Genomic DNA, 18,345 nt, shown 5'->3' on the forward strand with positions numbered 1-18,345 from the left:
AATTTAATGGCGGGCTAACGCCGGCTCAGGCCGAGAAAAAACTTAACGTCGTGTCCGGGATGAGTTGACCACTACAGACACCGGTTGAGGTGATCATCTCAAAGATGTGCTGACGCGGCTGCACATGAGTCACCCGTGCCATCTGGCCACTCCAATGAGTCCCTAGAAGTGTGGCGCGCAATCAAGGCCCTGTATCGATTCTGATCAAAGCTGCGTTCTCGCCATTTTATCCTGTTCCCAATGGGTGATATCCGAAATTTCGTCAACGCCGTCAGACCCAAGCATCAAGGTTTGGCGCGGAAAAATGTCCATCAGATTCGGTATTCGAGCAAAGTCTTGCACGGTCTCTGCCCACTCGTAATTTTCCTCGAATGGGTAGTAATTGACTCCGTGCACGAATATGCCGAGCACGGTGGTTTCTGACGCATCGTATGCCGAGATGTTGTCGATATTTTTCCCCCGCCGCAGCTCTTCAATCTGGATACCATCACAGGTCTCGTACCAGACATGCACTACACCGGCCCGGTCAGGCGGGATCTGATTGACGCCATCATTGACCAAGCTTTTGAAATGCTTGGATCGCGTGGAGAGCGACTCCTCATGGTCGCAGCGCCATTGGGCGGCTACGCATTTGGCCACGCCCTTAACGTACATGTTCAAAATATCGTCGTTGGTACCTGGTCGGATGACCCGGCTAGCAACGGTCGCGATGCTTCGCTTCTCGTTACTATCGATATAGCCGAACACCAGTTTCTCTTGCTGGGGGCTGTGGGGGCGGACAGAGAAATCCCTGTAGTGCCGCTTGAGGTGCATCTTGTCTATGACGTGGATTTGAGCGCTTACCGAACCTTCTCTAACCTTCGTCCCACCTGCCTTAATGGCAAGGTTGACCACCTTGATCACGTCCTCAGTTGTAACCACAGACACCTGGTCATGGAATGTCAGGTCGGCAATGCTCCAAGGGCCAGCTTTGAGCATGTGATGGCTCAACTTTGACCAGATGTCAGCCCAAGCTTGCTCTTCAGTTTGAGAATACTTAGTTTGCTTAATCGAGCGCTTGCACTCTACGTAGAATTCCACGTCTCCAGACTTAACCAGGAGGTCTGGAGATTTTTTCTTCCCATTGGGCCAGGTGATGCTGTTCTCGGGGATGAAGGAAACCTCATACCCATTCTTGATGTAGAAAGAGGCCGTCAGCAGCTCGAACAGCTGGGTTTCAGGGTTGTTGTTGTTCGCTAGCATTTTGTCGAGCACGTCCCCGACATTTGGCACATTGCGCAACTGATCTGCAACGGCACCGATGGCCATGGCGTACGGGTAAATCCTTCTGCTGCTATAAGCAGAATCACTGAGCGGAAAATCGTGCGACAGGTAGGCAGCCAGAATGTACCAGTCAATGTCGTTCTCTACTGGCAGGAAGAGCTGCGGCTCTACCGGCAGTCTGACGTCGAAACTCGAATCTTTCTCTCGAATAAGCTTCACATAGAGAGCTCTGCGCTGAGCCCAAGCTTCGGCTCCGAGCCTATCCACGAGCAGCTTATAAAACGCTTTAATCCTTGCGCGCTCAACCCGACTGACAGCATCCATTGTGGTCTCTCCATATAGGGAGCCTGCCCTAGGCGCGGCTCTGCAGCCTATCTTTTTGCTCTAATGAGGAGATCGGACGAAGACCTGCACCATTTTCACCAGTGAGTCTACTAGCGACTCCAGCATCAAGCGCCGCTTCACTACATCCAGCCCAGAATGCTCGTAAATACCGACCAGACCATAAGCTTTGCCAAAACCCGAGGACGGTAGATGCGTATCTGCCTGCCTGAGCTCATTTATGCCCACGAGCACCTTAGTCATCGCCCTGGCATCATCCTGGTTCACCTCCTGCTGCAACGCTGCTTCCAGATGCTTAACCGAACCGGCCTTCATCTTGGGTGGCGGATCAGCAAGCACTGAGAGTGCGTTCCCGTCCAAAGACTCAACGGTAAGCAACCCGAAGAAAACCACAAGATGGTGACATGCTGCTTAGATGGCAAGCTGCCACAACGCCTATAGCGGAAAGACTCTTTACCGCCGGTGGCCTCACGGTGCTGCGCCAAGGCACAACGTTAACGATCATGACCCAAGCTGGATAAATCACTCAAATGCCGGGACGCAAGATAAGCGATCAAAGGCAGCAACCAGACCAGTAGGTGACGGCACGAATGGGACAAAACCAGGCGAGGAAAAGGCCACAGGGATATCAGTCTTGGCTGCGGCTTGCCCTGATCAATTGAAACGATGTGCATAGCGACAGCATCAAGCCGGGAATTTACGGCGCTCCAGCTTATCCATGTATTTCTGAAGTTTGGAAGGATTGGGTCGTACCTTCGTGTGTTCCTTAATTGCTGCGAGGGACTCTTGAATGATGTAAGAGGTTTCCTCCCACTCCTTGGACGTCACACCAGTAATCTTGCGTCGCAGCGTCCATTTCACCGCCAGCCATTCGTAGTTGACCCAGGCACGTGGCAGCTCCCTTTGCCGGGCCTTCATGAGGCCGTACGTCAACTCGTAGAAGTCAATGAACTGGCTGCCGTAAACGTTGTAAATAAAATCCTCATCGTAAATTCCGTAGCGAATGGCGTTGGCGCATCCTTCGAAGGAATTCAGAATTTTGAAGGCGGCTACCGATACCTCATAAGCTGTAGGCTCCGCCTTGACGTCCTTGTTAACAGGTGTTTCTGAAGCTGCTGGAGTGGAAGGTATCGCAGGCAGCCTTGGCGAAAACCGCCAGAAAATGAAGCTGTTAGTTCCCTCAACTGTGGTTGACTGGTTCATCATGAACGCAAAGTCCGCAGTTGCGCCGAGCTCTGAGCTCGACTGGCTTTCAGGAGTCTCAGGAGTCGCCTGAGCCTGAGGTTGCGCTTTCTCCTTCTCAGCCTTTACAGCAGCCTCAAGACCCTGCATGAAGTCATAGGCCTTTCTCCGATCAACCTTGGAATCATGCGATACCAATTTTTTGCGAACGACCGCAATGACGCTAAAAGCGTCGTTCAACTCACTCCGGATTTTGTCGAAGTCCAGAGCATTTTTTTCACTTGCAGTCTTACGGGTGAAGCCAATGGTCAAGCCGACCAGGCCGATGCTTCCGTAAGCAAACAAAGGCATCAGGAAGAACGACGGATTGACAGTTGCCATGGAGCAATTTTCGCAATTGACTTGCGCGCAAAAAAATGGAGCAAGCGCGCCCAAGAGCAACAAACCACCGAGGCAATAGATGATAGGAAGAAGGTACTTGTATTTGTTGACGAGGTTAAAAATCATTTATTTTTTCCATAAAAAAAGCGCCAATCTCTCGATTGGCGCTTAGTTGCCTCTTGCATGATCTAGATCACATGAATCCCAAATCGATCTCTTTGGCAATCAATTTAAGTTGTGGCTTCATAATGCATTCCTCAGGGGATGAAGGGGCAGCTAAGCGCTATGTGCTTCCTGCACCTTGATTCTCACACCATTCAGTATCGAAATGCAATCAAATCCTAGCTTGGGATTTGGCGTAAAGCGCAAAATGCTATCAATTCAGATGTTTCGCGTGTGACGTCCACGCGCCATCATAATCAATGCTACAGGTTCACTAAGTGGCCTAATCATAGCACGCCGCCCAAATGATGGCAAAATGCTTTGAGCCATAATAGCCAAATGCCAAGGCTTGATGGCTTTGAGGTGATGGTAATCAAATTTCCATCCTCCAATCAGCCTCATGCTGGATCACTTGGTCGGGAAGTGGCGTTACACGCTGGCGGGCAATGACGCACCTGCCCAGTCTGGACGACCGTGCCGAAAGCGATCGAAAATGATCTGGCTGACCATCGGGGCCGCCGATCTGAAGCATCTGGATGCAGTCATCACGACTCTCTCCCCCGATTTCAAAAAAAATTGCCATTTCTATGACGATCCGTCGAAAAGATGACCAGGCTAAGCAAGCGGGACGCGCAGCAATTTAGGATGGAGACCCGAAGGGCCAAGACCGACCACTCATGGCAGATCGAAAAATCGTTGCTATTGGTGGTCTCAAGGATGCAGGAGTTCTAGGCGCACCGAACTGCTGCATTATTCATAGACGCTCGCCTCCTCGCCTGCAGAGATCCGGTTACAGACCAGAGCATCCCGCTCACTTCTCATTTTTCTGAGGCTGCGCCGGAGTTGGTTGTTCTGACACATGTTCGTGTTGGGGGACGGGCTTGCGTGTTGGGAGCTGCTGGATTTCAGGGGCGATTGCTGAAGCAGGGAGCGCTGCCGAGACTACCGGCGTTGCCGCAGGTGGAGTGGTGTAAACGAAGGCGAAAACGGCAATACCCAGCGCTGCAGCGCCGAGCATCGTCAGACCTTGGCAACTGATCCTGTAAAAGAAGCTCTCAGCCTGCTCAATAGGATCGCCTACCATTTTCTTGTATTCGGATTCCGAGAGGAAGCGATACAGTTTCGACTGCCAATCTTGGCGTAACTGACGCTGAATGTTAATGAATTTACGACCCGACATCACGTTCAGCGATGTGTAGCCGAACGCAACCGCCATCACGAGTGAAATAAGGTATGGGTTGATCTGCAGAGTTAGTCGCGCAGCGATCAAGCCCAAGCCCACAGTCAGCGCTGTCGAAATCGCTGCGATCGCTTGACGGGTCGCATCTGTCGCTTTGGAAGTTTCTTCAGTGACGGCCTTGCGTAGGTCTCCTAAAGATTTGAGTGTATCCTTGGTGATCTCAGAGACCGCCATCTGATATGCGATCTTTCCGCAATCCAGCGCAGCAGCAAGGTTCTCTCTGAAATACTGAAGTGCCTCTCCATCCGCTCTACCCGATCGAGCGATTTCAGCGGATAGCAGGATATGCTTAACTTCGGCTTCACGAGCATTGTCGAACACCCAAACTGCGGCATCCTGTACGACCTTGAAGTCATTCAGCGTGATCTGCGCGGCGCTATTGACCGCTTCCGAGAGAGTGAGATTAAGCTTGGGTGGCCCTTTAAAACTGAGCTTGCTCCCGGTCGCATCGATCTCATTCGCGAAACAACGGCTCAGGGCGTCAAAAGCCTTGGTTGCCCAGAAAATATGCAGCGGATCAGCTTCATCGAGCTCATGACCATCTGCAAGCAACCAGGGGCGAATATCCTCGGGGACGGTGCGGACGTCGGCGGACTCTTTCACCAAAAGCCGGGGCGACTTCGTCGCTTGCGATTCGACGTAGGATTGCTCCGCGCCCCAATCGGCATACGTACGAGAACGAGTATTGAAGGGCTTCTGCAGACCTAGGATGTACCATCGTGATGCGGAATGACCGTTGTCGAGGAAAGCCTTGAACCCTGCCTCTGTGGCTATGTACAACGCCGCAGTCTGATCGTGCTGCTCTGGTAGCGGTTTTAAGAGCTCCGCACGAAATGGCCCGAAAGCCTCATCCCCCTCTTCAACCTCGGTTTCGCCACCGGCGCTGTCGTACGTGGTGATCGACCAGGCGGCAGAGGCTACTTGAATGATCGACCGAGCAGCGTCAGCAGACAGGTTAGACACGATAAGGGCTGCATTACCCTCAGTGATCAGCGCCTGACCTTTACGCGATAGGTCGTTAAGTAGGTTGGCCAGCTTTTGGTGTGACAACGCTGTCCTCCGTGACTCTGTCGGTATCCACGATGATTTGCACCTTGCCCCCCTCCAGCTCCACGACCTTTACGTTCGGGTTTTCAGCCCTGTCGGGGAACAGGATGGTGACGCCTTCGGTGGTAACGATCTTGCGCATGTAGGGCTGCCGGAGGATCTTGCGATCAGGCTTGAAGCTGAGCTCATGCAACTTGCTTTTTCTAACGCGAGTGCGAGTCTCTTTCTCAAGGCGACCGGCAATCTTGTCATCCTCTGGGTGACCTGCAGCCAGCATCACCGCCTCCACGATCGCATCTTCATCGATCAGAGCCCGAGTCCCAAGGTTTGCTTGTGCTTTCTTCAGGGCCTTGGCCACATTTTTGCCAGGAAGGTGCTCGATACAGGCCTGAAGCGCCCCTTTGAGCACCTTACGGGTAAGCTCGCTCAACTCAGTGTCAGATACATCCCTAGTCACCGACAGAAAGTCGGTGAAGTAATCTGCTAGGTCTACGCCATGCTTCGTACGATCAGTGGCCGAAACATTCTTATCAGCAACACCATTAACCACACGGACGAGCGCCGTCTTCTGGATAGCTTTCTTTTCGTCTACCAAAGCGTTCACGATTCGGCGCAGCTTATTACCTGGAGCACCGTCGTTCTGCTCAAGAGCCAGCTTATAGTCGTACTTGATCAGGCTATAGATCTTCACGCTGGGGTCTTTGACAGACAGCTCGAACATCAACAAAACCCCGTCAGCACTACCGACGACGTGTGCCCGATTGAAGCTAGCAGCCAGGCTCTGAGCACCTATCACAAACGACGTGGCCCCGATTGCAATCGCCTCAATTTCATTCCGCGTCGTAGAGACAGCCTTGAACATGAACACTGGCGCAGCAGCCATATCCACAATTTTACCGATAAAGAACGCTTCCTCCTCCAGCGCACGCTCCGGCAGTGCCTCGAAGTTCTTGGTACCCACCACGTGCAGGATCATCCGAGTGATCTTGAGGGAATCTATTTCTTCGTCCGAAAAAAAACTCATGCAATCTCCATGTCGTAGCTCCCTCCTATACGGTAGGAGAAATGGCTCGCCTCGGCAGGTATAAAGGCGGCAATGCCGCATCCGTTGCAGCCTTGCAAAGGCCGACACCATTCCCGAAAACCTGGGATTAGTGATGCAGTGGCCGGAGCATATACGGAAAGACTGGCAAGCTGCCAGCATCATGAATCACGTGTCACTCACCACCTTGATGGGTAATGAACAAGCTGCGGGGCAAACTGGCGGAGAGAATGTGAAGGCCTTCGAAGAGATCAGCTTTCGTAGCAACTGAGGCTACTCGAAAATGATTGAGGTGAGGCGTATGAGCTTTTGCGCTTACAAAAAGCTATCTCAGCACGTACCGTTCGTCGGGAAAAATCCGAACTTTTCTGACTACCGAAAATGTCAACGTTGACACGATTTTCTAGGGCTTAGCGAATATAAAAAATCATCTAACCCATTGACTATAAAGGCTTTTTTGCAAAACAACTCAAAATGTCAATATAGGGCCCAATCGGATAATGATGTCAACGGGGACCGCAGCAATTTCAGTTTTGGCTGGTTGCCCGAGCAAAAAGGCCAATATGGTTCGTGCCTGACACAAGTCGATTTCAAATCCAAAAAGGTCATGCCCCGCCCCTCCATTCGCGGGATGATCGCGCGCACCTACTTTTACATGAGCAAGCAATACAACTTGCGTCTGTCCAGGCAGGACCGCCAGCTTTACGAAGCCTGGAACAAAACCTACCCGGTTCAAGCCTGGGAGCGCCAGCGCAATCAGGCGGTAGCCTGCGTGATGGGCCGTGGCAACGAATTCGTCGGCCCGGTCAACCTCAAAGCCTGCAGTTGAAATCCCCCCTGCCTGCACCCGCCTTGAGCCGTGGTTAAAACTGCGGTTCAAGGTGCTGTCCCTGCCCTTCGACGTTCGCTTTCGGCCAATCATTGTCCGACTGGATTCCGAGGGCGAATGTTGCCGAACCGACAATGCTGAGCTATTACTTTCGGCATGATCAAACAGGTTCGATTCAATAAAAAACAACGGGTGGTAGACGAACTCGTCCACCGTATCGAAAGCGGGCTTCTGGCAGACGGTCACCTGCTGCCGGAAGCAGACCAATTGGCTCAAGAACTGCGTGTCAGCCACAGTACGTTGCGAGCAGCACTGGCCGAACTGGAAAAGCGAAAATACATTGCCAAACGCACCGAGGGCGGCGCCATCGTCACCTACGACGGTATTACGCTCGACCAAAACAACGGCTGGACACAGGCCCTGGCCAACACCGGCGCCCGTATCCACACCGAGCTGCTGCGACTCGAGGCCATAGAGCGTGCGGACCTCCTGCATCGTTTCGGCTTGAGCCAGTTCGTGATCCTTGAGCGCCGCCGTCGCCGCGATGATGGCACTGCGATTTCTCTGGAACGCTCGTTCGTGCCCGCAACAGGTGGCCTGGAAGGTCTGCCACGTATAGGGCTGATTGACGACTCGCTCACCATTACGCTGGCGGCCTATGGCTTTGTCGGTGATCGTGGCGACCAATGGATTGGCGCCGAGCCGCTCGATGAAGAAGACGCACTATTGCTCGGCCGCCCCGCCGGCACGGTTTTTCTCAAAGCCCTGCGCACCACCTACGACCGCCAAGGACGCTTTATGGAAATGGTCGAGAGCTGGCTGGATCCTGTGCACTTTCGCATGTACCACTCATTTGGCACGCCAACATGACGCAGGCGGATCTCGCCCTTGGCGCACTGTACGGCCTGGCCCTGGGTGATGCGCTGGGCATGCCGACCCAATCGTTCAGTCGCGGACAGATCCAGGCCCGCTTCGGGCGCATTACAACCCTTGAGAATGCCCCGGCCGATCAACCCATTGCGCCAAATATGCCCGCGGGCTCAATCACCGACGATACCGAGCAGGCAATACTGGTCGGCCAACTGCTCGTTGAAGGCAAAGGCAATATTGACCCCCACCAGCTTGCCCGGCGCCTGATTAGTTGGGAGTCCGGCATGCGGGCCAAGGGTTCCCAGGACCTTCTGGGGCCATCAACCAAGCGCGCAATCGAGATGATCCTCGCTGGCCACAGCCCCACCGAATCGGGCCGCTACGGCACCACCAACGGCGCGGCCATGCGCATTGCTCCGGTAGGTATCGCCAGCGATATCAACCAGCCGGAACGCTTCATCCATTGTGTGGTTCAGGCGTGCCAGGTGACGCATAACACCAGCCTGGGGATTGCCAGCGCAGCCGCAGTGGCCGCCGTCATCTCCAGCGGCATAAACGGTAAAAAACTTGAGCACGCCCTCAATGCTGGCACTGAAATGGCCTTTATCGCCGAACACCAGGGTCACTGGGTTGCCGGGGGCCGCATCGGCCCGCGTATTCGCTGGGCCAGACAGGCCAGCTGCGAGTGCAACCCCGACAATTTTGGCGACCTGCTCTATGACGTGATTGGCACTTCGGTCGCTTCCCAGGAGTCCGTAGTAGTCGCCTTTGCCCTTGCCCAACGCGTGGCCAGCGCAGGGCTGAACCGTTTCGATGCCCTGTGCATGGCCGCCAGCATCGGTGGCGACACCGACACCATTGCCGCCATCCTCGGTGCCATGCTTGGTGCCTGTGGAGGAATGCAACAGTGGCCCGCGACACTGATCGAACAGATCACAAGGGTCAACGACCTGCATCTGCAGCCTCTGGCACGCGATCTGTTAGCCCTGCGCCTTGCGTAAAAACCTGCCATGGACAGCAACACGACGGGCCTGGCACAAAGTCAGCGCCACACACAGCCTGCGACAACGATAACAAGCGCATCAGGAGCCATACGCCATGACTTCCCCTGACCCCGGGCACAGTGCCGGGCAACTGGAAACACGCGGCATCGAGCCGGTTCCCGAAAACGAGTGCAACGGCAACCCCGGGCAGCTGTTCTGGGTATGGTTTGCTGCCAATATCAGCATCCTCGGCCTGCCACTGGGCGCCACGCTGGTGGCCTTCCATCAACTGGCCATCTGGCAGGTGGTCATCGTCGCCTTGATCGGGGCTGGCGGCTCGTTCGCCCTGGTCGGCGTCATCTCCATCGCCGGTCGACGGGGCCGAGCACCAAGCCTGACCCTATCGCGAGCCATATTCGGCGTACGGGGCAACATAGGTCCTACGCTGGTTTCACTGATTTCCCGTGTCGGCTGGGAAACCGTAAACACCACCACCGCGGCATTTGTGCTGCTGGCCTTGTCTTCAATCCTGTTCAATACCCCCACCGAAGCCAAAAGCGCACCGGTGCTCACCCTGGTGTTTATCGCCCTCTTCACCCTGCTGACCCTTGCGGTTTCCGGCCTGGGCCACGCCACGCTGCTGCTGATCCAGAAGTGGGCAACTTATGTGTTCGGCGCGCTCAACCTGCTGGTCGGCGGTTTTCTGTGCGCCACCATCGACTGGCCAGGCGTCTTCAGCGCCAGCCCGGCACCCGTCAGCGCCGTGATTATCGGGATTGGCATCATGGCCGCGGGCACCGGTATCGGTTGGGCCAACGCCGGGGCTGACATGTCGCGCTACCAAAAATCCAGCGTCAGCGCCGCGCAACTGGTGGCCAGCGCAGCCTGGGGCGCAGGGATTCCACTGGTTCTGCTGATTACTCTGGGGGGGTTGCTGACGGTCGGCAACCACGCGCTGGCATCCGCAACCGACCCCATTGCAGCAATCCGCAGCCTGCTGCCCTCCTGGATGGCGGTTCCCTACCTGGTCAGCGCCTTTGGCGGCCTGTTGCTGTCCAATCATCTGTCCGTCTATTCGGCCGGTCTCACTACCCTGACCCTGGGTGTAAGGATCAAGCGGGTGCAGGCCGTCGTCGTGGATATCGTGGCGATTTTCTGTGGTTCGATTTACTTCATGCTATTTGCCGACAGCTTTTACGGCCCTTTCATCACTTTTATTTCACTCACTGCCATCCCGATTACCGCCTGGGTAGCGATTTTTGTCGTCGACCTGCTGCACCGTCACTGCTACAGCGCCAACGACTTGCTCAACGTCAGCCCCAGCAGCGCCTACTGGTACAGCGGCGGCATCGAATGGCGGGCCTTGAGTGCCTGGGCCGTGGCCCTGCTGCTGGGGTTATGCTTTACCCGGGTTGGCAGCAACGATGCCGACTGGTTTACCGGCCCGCTCGCCGATTCCTGGCTGGGCCACAACGGCCTCGGCTGGGTCGTGACTTTCATCGTGGCTGGCGGCCTGTATGCGCTGCTGGGCGGCGCCAGAGACCGCCGCCTGCCAGCACAGGACAGCGCCCATGCCTAGATTGCTGCACACAGGCCAGGTGATCATCGATCTGGCCATGAGCCTGGACACACTGCCCGCCTCCGGCGGCGACGCGCTGGCCCACAGCGCCAGCTTTCACGCCGGTGGCGGGTTCAACGTAATGGCCGCTGCCCAGCGCAACGGCCTGCAGAGTGTGTACCTGGGGCGTCATGGTCAGGGACAGTTCGGTGACATGGCTCGCCAGGCCATGCACGCCGAGGGCATACACATGACCCTGCCAGTAGACCCGCATAAAGACACCGGGCTGTGCGTCGCACTCACCGAAGCCAGCGCCGAGCGTACTTTTATTTCCTGCATTGGTGCCGAAGGCGGGTTGTCTGCCCACGACCTCGCGCACGTCAGCGTGCAGCCCGACGACCATCTCTATGTCAGCGGTTACAGCCTGCTCCATGTCGGCAAGGCGAGGCCGCTTTTGCAGTGGATACAGGGCCTGGCGCAGAGTGTCCAGGTGACCTTCGATCCCGGCCCGTTACTGACCGATATTGACCCGCAACTGCTCGACGCCCTGCTCCCGCGCCTGAACCTGTGGACCGGCAACACTGCCGAAGCGCTGAGTTTTACCCATGCCCCCACACTGACCGACGCCCTGCCTGCCCTGAGCGCACGCCTGCCCACACACTGCCTTGCGGTTGTGCGCGACGGCCCGCAAGGCTGCTGGATCAGTGACCGCCACGGTCAGCAACACATCGCCGGGTTCAAGGTGCAGTGCATCGACAGCAATGGTGCCGGGGATGCTCATACAGGCGTGCTGATTGCCGTATTGGCGGCCGGGCATCCCGCACCGCAAGCGGCGCAACGGGCCAATGCAGCAGCGGCAATCGCCGTGACCCGTCGGGGGCCTGCCACAGCGCCGGGCGCTGGCGAAATTGATCGTTTATTGGGCGAAAATGGTTTTCATTGATCGAAAAAGAATTCCCCTACATGCAAATACGACTATAGGCCTGCCCACAACAGGACTAAAGACTGTAAAAAACATCTGCAAAAACATGATGAAACGTTAGAAAATATTCAAAATACTGTTTTAACCCTAACCAGGCTCACGGAATGCAACTCCAGCGCCCGATAACTCTTCTAGAGGTCGGGCCATTTGTGCGTGTTTGCAGGGCTGCGTTTCTCCTGAATTGTGAAGATACTCTTGAAACTCATCATTATTGCTGTCTACGTCTTGTCCATCGCCTATGTCCACCTGCGGGGCAAGGTTCGCCATAAGCTCGGGCGTCAACTGACCGATCACTCCTCCTTCCTGGCTCCGATCAACTGCTTTTTGTATCTGTTTTCCAAAGTGCCCGGCCAGCCCTACCTCAAACCTGCCGATTTCCCGGAACTGCAACCCTTGCAGGATCACTGGCAGGAAATCCGTGAAGAAGCGCGAAACCTGATGCAGGCGGGCGAGATCAAGCGTTCCGAGCAACCCAACGATGTCGGCTTCAACTCGTTTTTCAAAAGTGGCTGGAAGCGCTTTTACCTGAAGTGGTATGGCGACAACCACCCTTCGGCGGTCGAACTGTGCCCGCGCACCATTGAGCTGCTCAACAGCATCGGTACGGTCAAGGCCGCCATGTTTGCCGAATTGCCCCCTGGCTCCAAACTGGTGCGTCACCGCGACCCCTACGCCGGATCGCTGCGTTTTCACCTGGGCCTGGACACCCCGAATGATCCAGGCTGCTATATCAACGTTGACGGCCAGAACTACGCCTGGCGTGACGGCGAGGCGGTGATGTTTGACGAAACCTTTATCCATTACGCCGAAAACACTACCGATAAAAATCGCATCATCCTGTTCTGCGATGTCGAGCGTCCGATGCAGTATCGCTGGGCCAGTGCCTTCAATCAGTGGTTCAGCCGCACAGTGATGGCATCCGCCAGTTCGCCTAACGATGCCAGTGACAAAACCGGCGCCCTGAACCGCGCATTTACCCGGTTATACAAGATTCGCCTGCGCGGCAAAGAGCTGAAAAAGCGCAATCGCACGCGTTACTACGTAGAAAAATGGTTGGTGTTCGGCGGGTTGCTGGGTGTGTTTTTGTTGGTCTAGCCTTGTAGCCGCTACGAGGCACGAAGCTGCGAAGGGCTGCGTAGCGGGCCCGCACTTTTAAACTCCTGTGGCCCTTAATGCAGCCTCGCACCTCGTCAGCCGCTACACCACCAGCGGCGGCAAGGTGCCCAGCAATGACACGGCGGCGACTGCCGCCAAGCCAAACAGCCATTCCAATGCAACGCTTCTGCGCAACAGGGTGAAGCGGCCCGCACGACTCATCAGCAGAATGAACAGCGCCAGCAGCAACATCACCCCCACCAGGGTCACCTTGATCAACAGAATCAGGGCGAAGCCTTCAAACAAAGGTGAAGGCCAGAGCGCACCGGTCAGCACGCGGGTATTGATCAGCCCGGTAAGAATAATCCCGGCGACCAACATAAACCCCAGATTGCTGAAGCGCTGCAACACAGCGCCCACGTCCTGACCGACAGGCCGCACAAGGATAAGCTGCAACCCCAACAGACCACCGATCCAGGCCCCCACACACGCCAGATGCACCCACTGGTTAAGCATCAGCAATTGCCCACGCCAGCCATCCAGCATCGCGCCGTGACCCACCGGAGCCAACGTGCCCAACAACAGAAAACCCAGCAACCAGATAAGGTTAAATCCGCTACGGGCATACAAGGCGAGCAACAACAGCACGCAAAACAGCAGATGAAAAGCCCACACCTGGCCGAAAAAGGTACTGCCCAACACCAGCCACAACGTCGCCGGGGCCAGGGTTTCAGGCCAGCTTCCTGCCATCGAGTGGGTGGTCAACAGTAACCAGGCAAGGCCGCTGGCCAGCGCCACCCAGGCCAGCACCCGATTGACCTTAAGCAATTGGCCATCAATGTCGAAGGATGGCCATGCCCCGCGCAACAGAGGCCTGAATGCACAGGCTCCGAAGATCAGCAACACCACACTGAAATGCACAAACCGGCAGATCACCATTGCACTGAGCATCAACTCAGTTGCTCACCGTAAAGCTGTAATCGCCGGCACTTTTGTGGGTATCGACAGACACGGCGTTCCATTTGACGTTATAGCTACCCGCCGGCAACGGCTGTGCCGGTGTCACAATCAGGGTTTTCTTGTTGCCGGGTTCGGTCTTGATGCTGCTCACCGGCACCGGCGCCTGGTCATGGCTGATCACAACCTGGGTAAACGCCTGCTCCACGCCTTCACTGAACACCAGGCGCAGTTCGTTGACGCTGCTCACCGTGCTGTCGGCGGCGGGGGTCGCCTGCTCCAGATGGGCATGGGCAAACGCAGCGCCGGCCCCGGTCATCAGTGTCAGTAACGCAGCAGTATTGAGAACTTTCTTCAAAAAAGCAGCAGCCATTGCACAGTACCTTGAGAGTGAAATACACGGTCATAATACTCGCCTAAACTGATTTGAAGGGCGAGCGCAGACAACACAAACACAACGTCTCCCCCGCAAGGATTCCGGTATGCCCACCCGCCTCAGCTTTATTTGTCATGCCCGCACAGAAGCCCAGCGTCTGGGCCGCTTTGCAGTGGATGAGGCGGCTGACCCGAAAGGCCTGCTGTTGGCCGCCGAATTGAGTGCCAGGCTGAAGAAGCCGGTACGCATACTCTGTGCGCCCGAAACCCGCACATTGCAAACCGCCCTGGCACTGGGTGGTGAGATTGAAATCGTGCCCGCCCTGGGCGACTACGATATCGGCGACTGGCAGGGCCAGCGACTGTCAGACCTGCAACAAAGCATGCCCCAAGCGCTAGCCAACTGGATCAGCAACCCCGATGCCGCGCCCCATGGCGGTGAGTCGATACAGGCCCTGTGCCTGCGGGTCAGCGCCTGGCTCGACGAGTTTCGCGAAGAGGGTCATTTTGCCGTGGTGACTCATCCTTTTGTGATCCGCGCTGCCATATTGCACGCCCTGGCAGCGAGCACTGCCTCCTTCAACCTGATTGACGTAGAGCCACTGGCGTTGGTCGACCTGCGCTTCAACGAGCGCTGGCGCTTGCGGGTGTAATTCACTCCTCCAGCGTCAGCCCGCCAGGAGGCAATGGCAGCGCAGTTTTGTAGCGCACCTGTTTGAGGGCGAAGCTGGAGCGGATATTGGCCACGCCGGGCACCTTGGTCAAAAAGTCCATCATGAAACGCTCCAGCGCCTGAATGCTGGGCACCAGCACCCGGATCAGGTAATCCGGGTCGCCGGCCATCAAGTAGCACTCCATGACTTCATGGCGATCGGATATCGCCGCTTCAAAATGCTGCAGGGCTTCCTCGACCTGTTTTTCCAGGCTCACATGGATAAACACATTGACATGCAGCCCCAGCATATCGGCGTCAAGCAGGGTCACCTGCTCGCGGATCAGGCCGCGCTCTTCCATGGCCTTGACCCGGTTGAAACAGGGCGTCGGCGACAGGTTGACCGATCGCGCAAGGTCCGCATTGGTGATGCGCGCATTCTGCTGAAGGCTATTGAGAATCCCGATATCAGTTCGATCTAGCTTGCGCATGAGACAAAAGCACCTGTTTTTTATGTTTATGCAGAATTCTTATCCTTAAACGCTGCAAAGCACAATGAACTACAGAGAAATATTCTTCGGCGTCAGGAATATGATTGTTGTAGGACAAGATCTTGGTTTTTATCAGACAGATCTTCGACAGTACTACCTAGCTCCCGCGCCTATAAACACGACAAGATCGAGCGTAGAGAAAGCCATGAATGAATATGCACCGCTGCGCCTGCACGTTCCCGAACCGTCCGGCCGCCCAGGCTGCAAGACCGACTTCAGCTACCTGCGCCTGACCGATGCCGGTCTGGTGCGCAAACCCCCGATCGATGTGGAACCTGCCGACACCGCAGACTTGGCCAAAGGCCTGATCCGTGTACTCGACGACAAGGGCCAGGCCCTTGGCCCGTGGGCCGAAGGCGTATCGAGCGAAGTGTTGCGCGAAGGCATGCGCGCCATGCTCAAGACGCGCATTTTCGACACGCGCATGGTGGTCGCCCAGCGCCAGAAAAAAATGTCGTTCTATATGCAAAGCCTGGGCGAAGAAGCCATCGGCAGCGCCCAGGCCCTGGCCTTGAACATCGACGACATGTGCTTCCCCACCTACCGCCAGCAAAGCATCCTGATGGCTCGTGATGTGCCGCTGGTCGACCTGATCTGCCAATTGCTGTCCAACGAACGCGACCCGCTTAAGGGTCGGCAATTGCCGATCATGTACTCGGTGCGCGACTACGGCTTTTTCAGTATTTCCGGCAACCTCGCCACCCAATTCGTACAGGCGGTTGGTTGGGGCATGGCCTCGGCCATCAAGGGCGACACCAAAATCGCCTCGGCCTGGATCGGTGACGGCGCCACCGCCGAATCGGACTTCCACACTGCCCTCACCTTTGCCCACGTTTACCGCGCCCCGGTGATCCTCAACGTGGTCAACAACCAATGGGCCATTTCGACCTTCCAGGCCATTGCCGGTGGCGAGTCCACCACCTTTGCCGGACGCGGCGTGGGCTGCGGCATTGCTTCGCTGCGGGTCGACGGCAACGACTTTATCGCCGTTTACGCCGCCTCGGCCTGGGCCGCAGAGCGCGCGCGCCGCAACCTGGGGCCGACCCTGATCGAATGGGTCACTTATCGTGCTGGCCCGCACTCCACCTCCGACGACCCGTCCAAGTATCGTCCGGCCGATGACTGGAGCCACTTCCCGCTGGGCGATCCGATTCTTCGTCTCAAGCAGCACCTGATTGCCACCGGCAACTGGTCGGAAGAAGAGCACGCAGCCGTCAGTGCCGAGCTGGAAGCGGAAATCATTGGCGCGCAAAAGGAAGCCGAGCGTTTCGGCACCCTGGCAGGCGGGCAGATACCCAGTGCCGCGAGCATGTTCGAAGACGTGTACAAGGAAATGCCCGAGCATTTGCGCCGGCAACGCCAGGAATTGGGGTTATAACCAGATGAACGACAACAATAAAATTCAGATGGAGAACGCCGTGAGTACCAGCACCATGACGATGATCCAGGCCCTGCGCTCGGCCATGGATGTGATGCTCGAGCGCGACGATAACGTGGTGGTGTTTGGCCAGGACGTGGGCTACTTCGGCGGTGTGTTCCGCTGCACCGAAGGCCTGCAGGCCAAGTACGGCAGTTCGCGGGTGTTCGACGCACCGATCTCGGAAAGTGGCATCGTCGGTACCGCCGTGGGCATGGGCGCCTATGGCCTGCGCCCGGTGGCCGAAATCCAGTTTGCCGACTATTTCTACCCGGCGTCCGACCAGATTGTTTCTGAAGCGGCGCGCCTGCGTTACCGCTCTGCCGGCGAGTTTATCGCGCCAATGACCATCCGCATGCCCTGCGGCGGCGGGATTTACGGTGGCCAGACCCACAGCCAGAGCCCCGAGGCCATGTTTACCCAGGTCTGCGGCCTGCGTACCGTGATGCCATCCAACCCCTACGACGCCAAGGGCCTGCTGATTGCCGCCATCGAGAACGATGACCCGGTGATCTTCCTCGAGCCAAAACGCCTGTACAACGGCCCGTTCGACGGCCACCACGACCGTCCGGTAACCCCCTGGATGAAGCACCCGGCCAGCGCCGTGCCCGACGGTTACTACACCGTCCCGCTGGACTGCGCCGCCATTGTGCGGCCCGGTACTGAAGTCACCATCCTGACCTACGGCACCACCGTTTATGTGGCCCAGGCCGCCGCCGAAGAAACCGGCATCGACGCTGAAGTAATCGACTTGCGCAGCCTCTGGCCGCTGGACCTGGACGCCATTGTCACCTCTGTAAAAAAGACCCGCCGTTGCGTTGTTGTTCACGAAGCCACCCGTACCTGCGGGTTTGGCGCCGAGCTGATCGCACTGGTTCAAGAGCACTGCTTCCACTACCTGGAAGCGCCGATCGAGCGCGTAACCGGCTGGGATACCCCCTATCCCCATGCCCAGGAGTGGGCCTATTTCCCCGGCCCGGCGCGAGTGGGTGCTGCACTACAACGGGTTATGGAGGTCTGAATGGGTACGCACGTTATCAAGATGCCGGACATTGGCGAAGGCATTGCGCAAGTAGAACTGGTGGAATGGTTTGTCAAAGTCGGTGACATGGTCAGCGAAGACCAGGTGGTCGCCGATGTGATGACCGACAAGGCCACGGTAGACATCCCCTCCCCCGTGGCCGGCAGGGTCCTGGCCCTGGGTGGCCAGCCTGGCGAAGTCATGGCCGTGGGCAGCGAACTGATCCGCATCGAAGTCGAAGGCGCCGGCAACCTGCGTGAAAGTGCGCAAGCTGGCCCTGCAGCGGAACCTGTGGTCGCCGCAGTAAAAGCCGCCCCTCAAGCTCGCGTAGAAGTAGCCGTGGTGGCCGCCCCACCGATCAAGGCGGCACCGGCACAACGATCGGCGCCTGTGGCC

General features: G+C 56.8%; 17 protein-coding genes and 1 pseudogene. 10 read left to right on the top strand and 8 right to left on the bottom strand.

What is annotated here, in order from left to right; translation table 11 throughout:
- Positions 1-204 precede the first annotated feature (204 nt).
- From GHO03_RS20010 to GHO03_RS20030, 5 genes are all read right to left on the bottom strand, one after another.
- On the bottom strand, positions 205-1,587 hold the full coding sequence (locus GHO03_RS20010) for a hypothetical protein (protein ID WP_153400399.1): 1,383 nt from the start codon (positions 1,585-1,587) through the stop codon (positions 205-207).
- Positions 1,588-1,647: 60 nt separating this feature from the next.
- On the bottom strand, positions 1,648-1,944 hold the full coding sequence (locus tag GHO03_RS20015; protein WP_153400400.1) for a hypothetical protein: 297 nt from the start codon (positions 1,942-1,944) through the stop codon (positions 1,648-1,650).
- Positions 1,945-2,289: 345 nt separating this feature from the next.
- Entirely contained in the window at positions 2,290-3,294 is a 1,005-nt protein-coding gene (locus GHO03_RS20020; RefSeq protein WP_153400401.1) for a DUF4760 domain-containing protein, read from the bottom strand.
- Positions 3,295-4,141: 847 nt separating this feature from the next.
- On the bottom strand, positions 4,142-5,620 hold the full coding sequence (locus tag GHO03_RS20025; protein ID WP_153400402.1) for a hypothetical protein: 1,479 nt from the start codon (positions 5,618-5,620) through the stop codon (positions 4,142-4,144).
- On the bottom strand, positions 5,589-6,641 hold the full coding sequence (locus GHO03_RS20030; RefSeq protein ID WP_153400403.1) for a hypothetical protein: 1,053 nt from the start codon (positions 6,639-6,641) through the stop codon (positions 5,589-5,591). Before GHO03_RS20030 ends, GHO03_RS20025 begins: the two co-directional genes overlap by 32 nt.
- A 511-nt stretch (positions 6,642-7,152) precedes the next feature.
- Here GHO03_RS20030 and GHO03_RS20035 point away from each other — a divergent pair.
- The 6 genes and pseudogenes from GHO03_RS20035 to lpxO all read left to right on the top strand — a co-directional run.
- Positions 7,153-7,488, top strand: a pseudogene (locus GHO03_RS20035) (endonuclease); the annotation flags it as partial.
- A gap of 156 nt (positions 7,489-7,644) precedes the next feature.
- Entirely contained in the window at positions 7,645-8,358 is a 714-nt protein-coding gene (locus GHO03_RS20040; RefSeq protein WP_095018572.1) for a GntR family transcriptional regulator, read from the top strand.
- Positions 8,355-9,359 (top strand): ADP-ribosylglycohydrolase family protein, encoded by a 1,005-nt coding sequence (locus tag GHO03_RS20045; protein WP_153379467.1) that lies wholly within the window; start codon positions 8,355-8,357, stop codon positions 9,357-9,359. The genes GHO03_RS20040 and GHO03_RS20045 overlap by 4 nt, the downstream gene beginning before the upstream one ends.
- Positions 9,360-9,456: 97 nt before the next feature.
- Positions 9,457-10,920, top strand: coding sequence for a cytosine permease (locus GHO03_RS20050; RefSeq protein ID WP_095001989.1), 1,464 nt, complete (start codon positions 9,457-9,459; stop codon positions 10,918-10,920).
- Complete coding sequence (locus GHO03_RS20055) at positions 10,913-11,842, top strand: PfkB family carbohydrate kinase (RefSeq protein WP_095020769.1); 930 nt, start codon at positions 10,913-10,915, stop codon at positions 11,840-11,842. The genes GHO03_RS20050 and GHO03_RS20055 overlap by 8 nt, the downstream gene beginning before the upstream one ends.
- A gap of 234 nt (positions 11,843-12,076) precedes the next feature.
- Positions 12,077-12,976, top strand: coding sequence for a lipid A hydroxylase LpxO (gene lpxO, locus GHO03_RS20060; RefSeq protein WP_095001991.1), 900 nt, complete (start codon positions 12,077-12,079; stop codon positions 12,974-12,976).
- A gap of 102 nt (positions 12,977-13,078) precedes the next feature.
- Here the strand turns inward: lpxO and copD are convergent, their stop codons facing one another.
- Together copD and copC are read right to left on the bottom strand one after the other, a co-directional pair.
- On the bottom strand, positions 13,079-13,927 hold the full coding sequence (gene copD / locus GHO03_RS20065) for a copper homeostasis membrane protein CopD (protein WP_153400404.1): 849 nt from the start codon (positions 13,925-13,927) through the stop codon (positions 13,079-13,081).
- A 4-nt stretch (positions 13,928-13,931) separates the two neighbouring features.
- Positions 13,932-14,306, bottom strand: a complete 375-nt coding sequence (copC, locus tag GHO03_RS20070) for a copper homeostasis periplasmic binding protein CopC (protein ID WP_153379465.1) — start codon at positions 14,304-14,306, stop codon at positions 13,932-13,934.
- 109 nt (positions 14,307-14,415) lie between these two features.
- Here copC and GHO03_RS20075 point away from each other — a divergent pair, with 109 nt between their 5' ends.
- On the top strand, positions 14,416-14,961 hold the full coding sequence (locus GHO03_RS20075; RefSeq protein WP_153379463.1) for a histidine phosphatase family protein: 546 nt from the start codon (positions 14,416-14,418) through the stop codon (positions 14,959-14,961).
- Position 14,962: 1 nt separating this feature from the next.
- Here the strand turns inward: GHO03_RS20075 and bkdR are convergent, their stop codons facing one another.
- On the bottom strand, positions 14,963-15,451 hold the full coding sequence (gene bkdR, locus GHO03_RS20080; RefSeq protein ID WP_016781430.1) for a Bkd operon transcriptional regulator BkdR: 489 nt from the start codon (positions 15,449-15,451) through the stop codon (positions 14,963-14,965).
- Positions 15,452-15,656: 205 nt separating this feature from the next.
- Between bkdR and GHO03_RS20085 the strand changes: the two genes are divergently transcribed.
- From GHO03_RS20085 to GHO03_RS20095, 3 genes are all read left to right on the top strand, one after another.
- Positions 15,657-16,889 (top strand): 3-methyl-2-oxobutanoate dehydrogenase (2-methylpropanoyl-transferring) subunit alpha, encoded by a 1,233-nt coding sequence (locus tag GHO03_RS20085; protein WP_095018567.1) that lies wholly within the window; start codon positions 15,657-15,659, stop codon positions 16,887-16,889.
- 4 nt (positions 16,890-16,893) lie between these two features.
- On the top strand, positions 16,894-17,949 hold the full coding sequence (locus tag GHO03_RS20090; RefSeq protein WP_016781432.1) for an alpha-ketoacid dehydrogenase subunit beta: 1,056 nt from the start codon (positions 16,894-16,896) through the stop codon (positions 17,947-17,949).
- Positions 17,950-18,345, top strand: a 396-nt coding sequence (locus tag GHO03_RS20095; protein WP_306108754.1) for a biotin/lipoyl-containing protein, incomplete at its 3' end; no start/stop codon positions are given.

Origin of the sequence: Pseudomonas sp. FSL R10-1339, from assembly GCF_009600545.1 — a bacterium.
GTDB classification, from domain to species: domain Bacteria; phylum Pseudomonadota; class Gammaproteobacteria; order Pseudomonadales; family Pseudomonadaceae; genus Aquipseudomonas; species Aquipseudomonas bubulae.